The sequence below is a fragment of the Lutimaribacter pacificus genome, assembly GCF_900142185.1.
In the GTDB taxonomy this organism is placed as follows: Bacteria; Pseudomonadota; Alphaproteobacteria; order Rhodobacterales; family Rhodobacteraceae; genus Lutimaribacter; species Lutimaribacter pacificus.
Window position 1 is genome coordinate 1 of sequence record NZ_FQZZ01000021.1, and the last position, 9,000, is coordinate 9,000.

Sequence of the window (9,000 nt, forward strand, 5' to 3'; positions counted from 1 at the left end):
TAAGCGCGGCGGCCAGCCTGAAAACTGCCTACCGTCAACGCCTGTCACCCATCCTACGGCAAGGTGGCATGCGGTGCAGACTGTCAAGATAAGGCAACAAGTTCTTCGCGGGCATATCCGGCATCGCCGAACTTCTCGCGCCCGAAATCCCGATCGAGGCGGCTCTTGTGCCGCGTCCAGTGGGTGCATTCATGCGCCAGCGTCGCGTAGTAGCTCTCGGCGTCGCGGAAACTCTCAAAGATCGGCATCTGCACGTAATCCTCCGACGGGCAGTAATAGGCGCTACTGCCACCATGGCGGATATCGGCACCCGTATCGGCGAAGAACGCGTCTGCCGCTGCGATACGTTGATCCGGATTGAGCTGCGCTTTAGCCGGTGCGTAGTAGTGATCCGGCAAGCCCTCGATCTGCTCGATATTGAAGACTGAGTAGCCCTTCATGAAGGGGATGGTCTGATCGATTTCTTCGCCAGTGGCTTCGTCGAGCTCGGTGCGCGTCAGCGTATTGGCGTAGACAACCGGCGATCCTTTCTCACCTTTGCGGACATGGCCGCCAAGTTCGCGGGCCTGCTTGAAGGTCATCCAGATTGGAGCGGCGAAGTGGCGCTCCATCGATGAGGCCCAGAGTGTCAGGACGTTGATGCCGCTGTAAGGCTGGCCGTTGTGACGGAGCGGGCGCGAAACAGGACCTGCGGCGTGAGCGGCGTTCCAGGGCTGCGTCCAGGGTTTGATGCCTTGCTCCAGGGCGGCGATGATCTGATCGGTAATGCGGGTGTAGATGTCTGCCCGATTATCCGGGCGGTTGCTGGTGCGGTTGGTTTTGTTCTTGCGGGTCATGGCTGTCTCCTTCCGTTTGGCGTTTCCTCAAGACGCGTCACGGAAAGGACGGGGGTATTAGACGACTGGTCACCCGCCGACGCCCGTCAGGGCGATGGCGCGGTTTACGGCCAACACGGTCTCGTCGTAGCCGAAGGCGAAGACGGGATGGTGCGGGCAAGCCGTTGACCGGGCGGCGCCCCCGGCCAAGGATGCGTCAGAGATTGAGGAACGCCCTTACGGAAGGTGCCAATGACCACGCCGGGCAAAGACGCACCGGCAAACGCGGTTCGGGACTAGAAAGCCCGCCATACCGATCATGGCCGCCCAAGGGTGGCAAACCCCACCGAACGCAGGGACGCCGTTCAGGCGTGTGTAAATCCCTTCGCGCTCACAGCTCTGCGGCTAGACACGGCACGATCAGGATTCTGGCCCTCTTTGCCAGATGGAGTGCGACCGGACACGATCATTGCACCTTCAAGTTCTCCTAACGGATCACGTAAGGACATAAGCGAAAGGAATGCCAGGTTGATCGCCATAGATTCCGCCTGCGATAAAACCAAGGCAAACAATCAGACCGGCAAGCCTTCAGAAGCACGCGAGATTGTCTATGATCGAGTACATTGAGGCGGGTCGGTTTTGGGTTGGCCAGAACGCCACACGATCGGATAGAAGGAGCGCAAAGAAGATGTCAAAGAAACCGATGCAGACATTAGCCATATTGGCATGCGCTCTACTGCCTGCCGCTGCGGCCAGCGCCGATACGAGCTATACGGACTTTGCCGAAATGGACATCGACTCGCGCATCCTGGTCATCCGAGAAGAAATGCATATACGGCTTCGGGAGGCCGAGCAGGACGCGCCTCTGAAAGCTGCCTGCATTGTCGAACTGTTCTCGCCACAGGGGGATGGACAGCTATCGCTTGGCTATCGCACCGCCATCGACGTGGTAGAATTCGGTGCCGCTCAATACGTGACGGATGACGACGACCAAACGGTCGAAGAAGCCGTCACGCAGATGATCGAACTGTTTTGCCCAATTTGAAGAATGCAATCCGCAATTGATCTGGCCACAACGCGGCCACAAACATTTGTGGCACAAAAAATACAATGGCGGATTCCTGCGGGTTACAGCGGACCGCTGATTTGTGGCAAAAATTGCGATTTTGGCTAATTTCAGCGCCGGGAATTCCGCTAAGTTATTGATCTTATTATGGTCGGAGCGAGAGGATTCGAACCTCCGACCCCTTGCACCCCATCGTTACCTAACGGCTGTAAGTCAAGGTAGATAAGGGTTTTAGGCCACAGGCTCGCCACAAAAATCGGACATCATTCCACCAAGCATCCCAACATTAGAGATTTTATCATCATCTGCATCTTTGAGCAAATGTCCGTACGTATTTAATGTCGTCTCTATATTATTATGTCCCATCAGGTCTTGAATCTTTTTTAAATTCACCTGGCGCTCGATCAGCATCGACGCAAAGAAGTGCCGCAAGTCATACGGTCGGTAACGTGGCTTCTCGACCTTCTTCCCGTTTTTCACTTCAAGATCGACAAGCCCCGCCTTTTGGCAGGCAATGTTGAAGCCACGCCGCTGCCAGTTCTTACGACATAGCCATTTTCCATTATGTGCGGGAAACACCAAGTCATACTCGTTGTCTATAGAGTACTGTTCGACGTAATCGCGTAGCATGGCGATCGTGTCGGGCGAAAGATCAATGAAACGACGACCGGCGCGAGTCTTTGTTACGGACAGGCTACGACCGCTCCCATCAATAGCGCGCTCAACCATGACGCCGTTGTCAGCAATACTGCTGCGGCTAAGCGCCAAATATTCTTGCGGGCGCATGCCCGAGTCTACGGCTAGGTACAAGATTGGCCGATAGCGCTTCCAAGTCGCCGCGATCTGGGCGTTCCTATCATGCGCGAGTTCGTCTGCGGCCCGAAGCAATGCCATAACCTCTCGCTTGCTCGGAATGTTTGGCGGCTCTTTGTAGCGCGAGTCCTGCCGGATACTGATGCCGACGGCGACATTATGCGGGATGACCCCGCGGATGGTCATCTCCTTCAAGACAGAATGCAAAGCCGACATGACCTTACCGGCGGTGTCGCGGCTGATATCGCTGCGAAGCAGCCACGAACGAAAAGCAACGACATCTGGTGCTGTTAGCGCCTGCAAGCTTTTCGGCCAGTCATAGGCGATAATATACTCTGCTCGATAGCTATAATTCTTGTAAGTACAATACGTTATGGGCTCGCGACCATTAAGCCCTTCCTTTTCGCATATTCGAAGCCACCACTCGGTCGCTTTTGGCACGGTGTTGATATCGGGATGGTTCGATATTGATGCGCTTTGCGTCTCACCGCTTTCAAGGAAGGCGCGGGCCGCTTTCATTGTGTGAAACGTCTTGTACCTGTATCCGGACGCAGCTGTCGGACATGCGTATCGTACTTGGTAGGTCGTTCCGCCGGGCTTCTCCCTTTTTCTTATGTCTGCCATGATTTCAAATTGTTTTCTCTAAATCGGTTCACTTCGGTTCAAATAAGGACCAGATTCTATCAACTCCTGACGTTGTTTTCTGCTTCGGCCTGCGCTTGCCGATAGATATCCACAAGAGTTCTGCGTTCGATCTTTAGGCGTCCGTCGATGGGGTCCACGAAAAAGGGCAGCTTGCGCTTGCCATTCGGGTCTGGATCGGCGGCACGCTTGATTTGGCGTTCGTTCAGCTCGATCCCCATTTCGGCGAGCACCTCGCGGGCCTGCGACAGCCCGATATAGCATGGCGGTTTCATGCGCTCTCCTTCCCGACAGCGCCTTACGGCTCATAGTCCTGGCAGGCAGGACGAAAGTGCCGCGTGTGCATGCGGTAGACCGGCTTTCCATCGCCCAGGTTTTTTAGGGGCGCGACCTCGCCAAACTGATCGGTGAGGTTGAGCTTTAACATCGGGGCTTTGATGTATTTGACGTTGTAGGTCTCCTTGAGAACCTGAAGGTCAGTCCAAAGCGCCTGCTTGAGCTCGTCGATCGTCATGATGCCCATGACGGTGTAATCCACCGTTAAATGCGGCGGCCGGTAAGGCTTCTGTCTTTTCGTCATTCATAATAACCATAATTAAATTCATTAAATATAATTCAATTTTGCCGCTAACTGCATTAACGCCTCGTTAATTTTCTCAGGCATTTGATCTATTCCGCATCTGCGAAATCGTCGCTGACAGCGAGCTTCCGACGATCAAGATAGTGGCGGTCGCAGGCGTGCAGCGCAACATTTCTGCGCGAACAGGTCAGCGGTCTTGTGATCTTTGCGCGGTCTCTTCCGGACATCGCCTGCCGTCTCTTCCCGTCCATGAGGGCCTTCTTCCTGCCGATGATGATGGTGGGGGGACGGCGAAAGGCCTCGATGGACGGGGCCGAGAACGACAGACAAGGAGAGACCCATGTCAAAGATATTCACAGCCGCAGCCCTCGATCACTACAGCGTGCCGGAACTGCGCACCCTGTTCCGTCAAGCACAGCTTGATCTTGCCGCAAGCGAAGCTGAAACGCCCGAGCGCCGCGACGCTCTCGCGAGCATGGAAAATATCAGCCGCGCTATCGCAAAGCGCACGGCATCCACGCCGACGATCTAAACCAAAGCTTTGTCCGCCAATCCGGCGGGCAAAGCATTTTCGTTGATCGCATGCCGGAATCGATATATGTTCACTTAATGTTCTCATAGGATAATTTGGATAAGGTCGCGTATTTTGGTCACTGGTCAGATGACACCAGCCATCAGCGCTTGGTACGCGATGCGGTGGCCACGCTGCGCGAGGCCATGCTCAGCTGCGCTGATGAAGACGTGCGGACCGATGAGCTCAAGCAGGCGCTGCTGTTCCTGGAACGGCACATGACGCGTCCCGAGCACTGCGCACGGTTCCGGCAGAACCTTGATATCCGTGATCCGGTTCAGCGCGTGATGGCCGTGCGCGAAACCTTCGCTTCCATCGTCAAAACGCTCTCACCCAACTGATAGGCGCCGCGTGTCCAGCTTGTGTCCACGCGCGCAAGGCATTTTTGCCCCATATTCAGGGGCAAGATGGCAAAGACCAAAGACATACTGCCGCTTTCGCTGGCACCGCGCGGACTCTCCCGCGTCGAAGCGGCTGCCTATGTCGGCGTATCACCGTCGCTGTTTGATCTTCTGGTCGGTGACGGGCGCATGCCTGCACCGAAGCGGATCAACAGCCGGACGGTCTGGGACCGGAAAAAACTTGACCAGGCCTTCGAGCTGATTCCTGATGGGGATACCGTCGATAACAATCCGTGGGATGATTGATGCAATAGAGGGCATAGAGCGATGCCGACATTCAGAATGCGAGATGGCACAGGCAGTTTTCGCCTGAAATACGTGGTCGAAGACACCGACCGCCATGGCAATGTGCGGATTTATCTGCGCAAGCCCGGCCAGCCGAAGGTCAGGCTCAAGAGCCAGCCCGGCACGCAAGAATTTCTGGATGAGTATCGCGCGGCCCTGCACGGCACTCCCGACAAGCCAGAGGCGCCAGCGCTAGACCGGCGCGGTAACAAGGGCACATTCAAATGGCTGTGCGAGCAATACTTCGCCTCCGCTGAATTCAAGCGGCTGGCACCGCGCACGCAATATGTTCGTCGCCGTATTCTGGATGGCGTTTGCGAGAAGAACGGCAAGAACCCCTACGCGCTGCTCGAAGCACGGCATGTGCGCAAGATGCGCGATGACAGGGCAGACACGCCGGAAGCGGCCAACGGCATCGTCAAAGCCCTGCGGCAAATCTTTAACTTCGCGGTCGAGTACGAGTTTGCCGACCGCAATCCCGCGCGCGATGTCCCTTATATCCGCTCGGCGAGCGACGGCTTTCATTCGTGGACGATGGAAGAAGTTGCGCAGTTTGAGCAGCACCATGAGCTTGGCTCGAAAGCACGGCTTGCGCTCGCGCTTCTGCTCTATACCGGACAGCGCCGCTCGGACGTTGTGCGGCTCGGTCCCCAGCACATCAAGAATGGCTGGCTGACTCTGACGCAACAAAAGAACCGTAGCCGCAAGCCTGTCACGCTCTCGATACCCGTTCTGCCGGAGCTCGAAGCCGTTATCGACGCAACACCGACAGGCAATCTCGCGTTTCTTGTAACGGCGTTCGGCAAGCCCTTTACCTCGAACGGCTTCGGCAACTGGTTCCGCAGGCAGTGCGACGCCGCAGGACTCAAGCACTGCTCGGCGCATGGTCTTCGCAAGGCCGGTGCGGCGCTTGCGGCAGAGAACGGCGCGACCGAGCGTCAGCTCATGGCGATCTTCGGCTGGAGCACGATGAAGGAAGCCTCGCGCTATACCCGTGCTGCGCGCCAGAAGGTGCTGGCAGCATCCGGCATGAAACATCTGTCGCGCGATCAAAGCTGAAACCTGCCGAAGCGGCCAATGACCGCTTCGGCGGGATAACTACCACCATGAGTCATAGAAGACGGTGTAGCCGTTCTTGACCCTCTCGCGGGCTTTGGCGACGAAGGCAAGATCGTCTTCGGTCTCGGTGCCATCGGAGGCACCGAAGAAGAAGCCGCAGGTCTCCGGCAATCCAGCCTCTTTGATATCGGCCTCCAGGCGGTCGAGATCAGCCTCGGTCAGTGCCACGCAGACGCAGTTGAAGCTGTCAGAACTGCCGCCTTTGTCGAAGTAGAGCTGTTCCATCCAGCCGTGAAGGTTCGGATGCTTGCGCCAGTAGTGGAGTTCGGTAGGCCGCTCTGGCTTGAAATCCACCTCGCTGTCGAATTGCTCGTCAGTCACCATTGCATACATATCAAGTCCCATTGTCTTTTCCTTTCTCTCTTGGGTTGGCGTCCTTGATGGACGCGCCCCGGAAAGACGGCGGGAAAAGCGTGGGCTTCATGTTCAACACGGTCCGCCTTGGCGGAAGGTGCGGGCCGGACATTGAAAGCCATGCGACCGCTGGCAAGGTCGCGGACGATCACCTCAAGGGCGATCACCAAGAGATGAAAAACGATGGTGGCTGGCTATGCGATGGGCCTACTGGGTGCGTAGGTGCGAGCGCGTAACTATTTATCAAAGAATGATTTTTCTGTAAGCTGAGCAAAAAGGACCGAGGCGGGAAAGACCACAGGCGTGAATACAAAGAAGCAGTTGCGACAAATTGAACGTGATCTAAACGGCATAATTGCTGCGATCACCCAGGTATCGGGAACACGTACGCGCCGCGCGCGTCGTGTTGCACAGATAGCAACTGGCAAGATCACCGGTGTCGCTACGGTCGGCGGGATGCTGATGTTCATCTCAGCTTTTGGTTCAGCCTCGACGGGTACAGCCATCGGTTTGCTAAGCGGTGCCGCTGCGACTTCTGCGCAGATGTATTGGATCGGCTCGATCTTCGGTATGGGCGCAGTCGCAGGAGCGATCATCCTACCGGCTATAGGCGCTCTACTCGGCCTAATCGCCGTTTTCTTTCTGTCACGCGCGGTGTTCGGACGCCCCCGGAAACCCGAAAAGATGCAGGAATTCGAGATAAGGGCGCTGTTTGCTAGCTTGCGCCTCGCCGAGCCTATCGCAGGATATCTTTGTGAGGATGCGCCAAAACCATCCACAGATGAACTTCGGGTCTACGCATATGACGGCCTGCAACCACTGTGCACACTGATCGGCGACCACCTGGCCGATCCCGACAACACCAACGAAACGGATAATCGATGCCAATCTTTCGAAAACACTCTCGCCCTCCTGCCAAGGTGGAAACTACGGCGCCATCATCGCCGACTGTCCCGTCGCGCCTTGAAGCTCGCACGGCCAAAAAGGGAAGGCGGCATTCGCGCCTGGCGTCAGTGGTCATCGCGGTCACGTTCCAACGCCTAATCGAAGATGCCGCCCGCGATTGGACGCTAGAAGAGGAACTTGTTCTGCAAGCTTTGCGGCGATCAACACGCGCTCTTGAGACTGCCTCGGCTCAAGAGCTTTCGGATTACCTGGGTGCGCTATCACAGGACCAACTTCGGGGCGTCGCATCGAATGTCAAAGGCATCTACCACGAATTACTGTTCGTTCAGTCCGAGAACGGCGATTGGGATCAGGTGTCGGCAAAGGTGAAAGAATTCACCAATCATCCGGGTGGTGATGTCGAGTTCGTGGTCGATGGAAATGCGATTGGTGAAGTCCAACTCAAGGCCGTGGCGTCGGAAGCGCAAGTACTCGAACATTTGGCGCGATATCCCGACATCGATGTCAGAGTTACCGAGGAAGTCGCTGCGAGGATGCCCGGCATCGAAAGCTCGGGATTTTCAAACAATGAATTGACGCGAGATGTCTATGACAGACTTGCTGAACTGCAGGGCGACGGCCTCGTTGATGAGATTGGCGAAGGTCTCGCCACCTCGTCGCTCGTCAGTTCGGCGATCATTGCAGGAAAAGCTGTTCGCGGACAGCACCTTTCGGGCTCCGAAATTCGATCCTTCCTTGTCGATGCGGGGATCGGCGCAACAACCGCTGCAGTGCTGGATATATTACTTCTTCCGATCACGACATGAGTGGTGCTGCCATGGGTTCAAAGACAGGAAGAGACCAAACGTCGAACAAAAAAGTCCCACTTTTGCCCATGCCGCACGGCGGTGGGACAAACTTGGCCATTAAGGCGCTGATTTCATTACATCTAGGGTGATAAATGGTGCCCGGGGGCGGAATCGAACCACCGACACGAGGATTTTCAATCCACTGCTCTACCCCTGAGCTACCCGGGCACGGGTGCAGCATCGCTGCGGGTGGCGGTCTAATAGGCGAGTGCGCGCGGGCTGTCCAGAGCGGAAATGGAAAAAATGCCGGTGGGGGCGGGGTGGCGGAATCCGGCGGCCGGGGCGAGTCGCCGGGGCGGGAAAGCCTGCGTGAATCGGCGCTGCGATTCCCGATATCGCCCGCGGCCGGCATGGGGGCGGCCGGGCCGGGCTCGCCGGCGGGTTGCGTGCCGTGCCAGGAACGGTGCAGAAAGCCGCTTTTTAAGAGCTTTTCGAGCCTTCGGGAGAAAAATTGCGAATGCCCCGAAAAAAGCTCTTGCGCTTGTCCGGCGCATTGCCTAGATAGCCCTTCACCGGCGCTGCTGAGGCGGTTGCTGGGTCGCTGGACGGGGCTTGTTGGTCTTGGATGGCGGAGAGATACAGAGGCATTGACGGGCGGGC

The 9,000-nt window shown here is 56.7% G+C and carries 13 protein-coding genes and 1 tRNA gene; 7 read left to right on the top strand and 7 right to left on the bottom strand.

All coding sequences use genetic code 11. The annotated features are described in order from the left end of the window. Positions 1–83 precede the first annotated feature (83 nt). Complete coding sequence (locus F3H87_RS21545; protein WP_149789851.1) at positions 84–836, bottom strand: ArdC family protein; 753 nt, start codon at positions 834–836, stop codon at positions 84–86. Positions 837–1,503: 667 nt separating this feature from the next. On the opposite strand from F3H87_RS21545, the gene F3H87_RS21550 reads away from it, so the two are divergent. Beyond that, positions 1,504–1,860 carry a hypothetical protein gene (locus tag F3H87_RS21550; RefSeq protein ID WP_149789852.1) on the top strand — a complete coding sequence of 119 codons (357 nt, stop codon included), beginning with the start codon at positions 1,504–1,506 and terminating at the stop codon, positions 1,858–1,860. Positions 1,861–2,112: 252 nt separating this feature from the next. Here F3H87_RS21550 and F3H87_RS21555 read toward each other — a convergent pair whose 3' ends face one another. From F3H87_RS21555 to F3H87_RS21565, 3 genes are all read right to left on the bottom strand, one after another. Further along, on the bottom strand, positions 2,113–3,213 hold the full coding sequence (locus tag F3H87_RS21555) for a tyrosine-type recombinase/integrase (protein WP_223228175.1): 1,101 nt from the start codon (positions 3,211–3,213) through the stop codon (positions 2,113–2,115). Positions 3,214–3,377: 164 nt separating this feature from the next. Beyond that, positions 3,378–3,611, bottom strand: coding sequence for a hypothetical protein (locus F3H87_RS21560; RefSeq protein WP_149789844.1), 234 nt, complete (start codon positions 3,609–3,611; stop codon positions 3,378–3,380). Between the two features lie 23 nt (positions 3,612–3,634). Then, complete coding sequence (locus F3H87_RS21565) at positions 3,635–3,916, bottom strand: hypothetical protein (protein WP_149789843.1); 282 nt, start codon at positions 3,914–3,916, stop codon at positions 3,635–3,637. Positions 3,917–4,256: 340 nt separating this feature from the next. Between F3H87_RS21565 and F3H87_RS21570 the strand changes: the two genes are divergently transcribed. From F3H87_RS21570 to F3H87_RS21585, 4 genes are all read left to right on the top strand, one after another. Then, positions 4,257–4,448: a hypothetical protein gene (locus tag F3H87_RS21570; RefSeq protein WP_087595342.1), complete on the top strand. Its 192-nt coding sequence runs from the start codon at positions 4,257–4,259 to the stop codon at positions 4,446–4,448. A gap of 95 nt (positions 4,449–4,543) precedes the next feature. After that, the gene (locus tag F3H87_RS21575) at positions 4,544–4,828 is read left to right on the top strand and encodes a hypothetical protein (protein ID WP_149789842.1); all 285 of its coding nucleotides are present in this window, start codon (positions 4,544–4,546) and stop codon (positions 4,826–4,828) included. Positions 4,829–4,894: 66 nt separating this feature from the next. Next, positions 4,895–5,134, top strand: a complete 240-nt coding sequence (locus F3H87_RS21580) for a helix-turn-helix transcriptional regulator (RefSeq protein WP_087595340.1) — start codon at positions 4,895–4,897, stop codon at positions 5,132–5,134. Positions 5,135–5,155: 21 nt separating this feature from the next. Then, entirely contained in the window at positions 5,156–6,232 is a 1,077-nt protein-coding gene (locus tag F3H87_RS21585; protein WP_149789841.1) for a tyrosine-type recombinase/integrase, read from the top strand. A 39-nt stretch (positions 6,233–6,271) separates the two neighbouring features. Here F3H87_RS21585 and F3H87_RS21590 read toward each other — a convergent pair whose 3' ends face one another. Then, positions 6,272–6,637 carry a phosphoglycerate kinase gene (locus F3H87_RS21590; RefSeq protein WP_149789840.1) on the bottom strand — a complete coding sequence of 122 codons (366 nt, stop codon included), beginning with the start codon at positions 6,635–6,637 and terminating at the stop codon, positions 6,272–6,274. Between the two features lie 312 nt (positions 6,638–6,949). On the opposite strand from F3H87_RS21590, the gene F3H87_RS21595 reads away from it, so the two are divergent. Beyond that, the gene (locus F3H87_RS21595) at positions 6,950–7,690 is read left to right on the top strand and encodes a hypothetical protein (protein WP_149789839.1); all 741 of its coding nucleotides are present in this window, start codon (positions 6,950–6,952) and stop codon (positions 7,688–7,690) included. Beyond that, positions 7,660–8,358 (top strand): hypothetical protein, encoded by a 699-nt coding sequence (locus F3H87_RS21600; protein ID WP_149789838.1) that lies wholly within the window; start codon positions 7,660–7,662, stop codon positions 8,356–8,358. The genes F3H87_RS21595 and F3H87_RS21600 overlap by 31 nt, the downstream gene beginning before the upstream one ends. A gap of 135 nt (positions 8,359–8,493) precedes the next feature. On the opposite strand, the gene F3H87_RS21605 is transcribed toward F3H87_RS21600, so the two are convergent. Then, positions 8,494–8,568 (bottom strand) — tRNA-Phe (locus F3H87_RS21605). Positions 8,569–8,820: 252 nt separating this feature from the next. Then, positions 8,821–9,000: hypothetical protein (locus F3H87_RS22060; protein WP_223228176.1), on the bottom strand; the 180-nt coding region annotated here is incomplete at its 5' end.

Bases quoted from the DNA above. Each gene is read 5' to 3' on its own strand.
- F3H87_RS21545 (WP_149789851.1), bottom strand. From the start codon at position 836: ATGACCCGCAAGAACAAAACCAACCGCACCAGCAACCGCCCGGATAAT.
- F3H87_RS21550 (WP_149789852.1), top strand. From the start codon at position 1,504: ATGTCAAAGAAACCGATGCAGACATTAGCCATATTGGCATGCGCTCTA.
- F3H87_RS21555 (WP_223228175.1), bottom strand. From the start codon at position 3,213: ATGAAAGCGGCCCGCGCCTTCCTTGAAAGCGGTGAGACGCAAAGCGCA.
- F3H87_RS21560 (WP_149789844.1), bottom strand. From the start codon at position 3,611: ATGAAACCGCCATGCTATATCGGGCTGTCGCAGGCCCGCGAGGTGCTC.
- F3H87_RS21565 (WP_149789843.1), bottom strand. From the start codon at position 3,916: ATGACGAAAAGACAGAAGCCTTACCGGCCGCCGCATTTAACGGTGGAT.
- F3H87_RS21570 (WP_087595342.1), top strand. From the start codon at position 4,257: ATGTCAAAGATATTCACAGCCGCAGCCCTCGATCACTACAGCGTGCCG.
- F3H87_RS21580 (WP_087595340.1), top strand. From the start codon at position 4,895: ATGGCAAAGACCAAAGACATACTGCCGCTTTCGCTGGCACCGCGCGGA.
- F3H87_RS21585 (WP_149789841.1), top strand. From the start codon at position 5,156: ATGCCGACATTCAGAATGCGAGATGGCACAGGCAGTTTTCGCCTGAAA.
- F3H87_RS21590 (WP_149789840.1), bottom strand. From the start codon at position 6,637: ATGGGACTTGATATGTATGCAATGGTGACTGACGAGCAATTCGACAGC.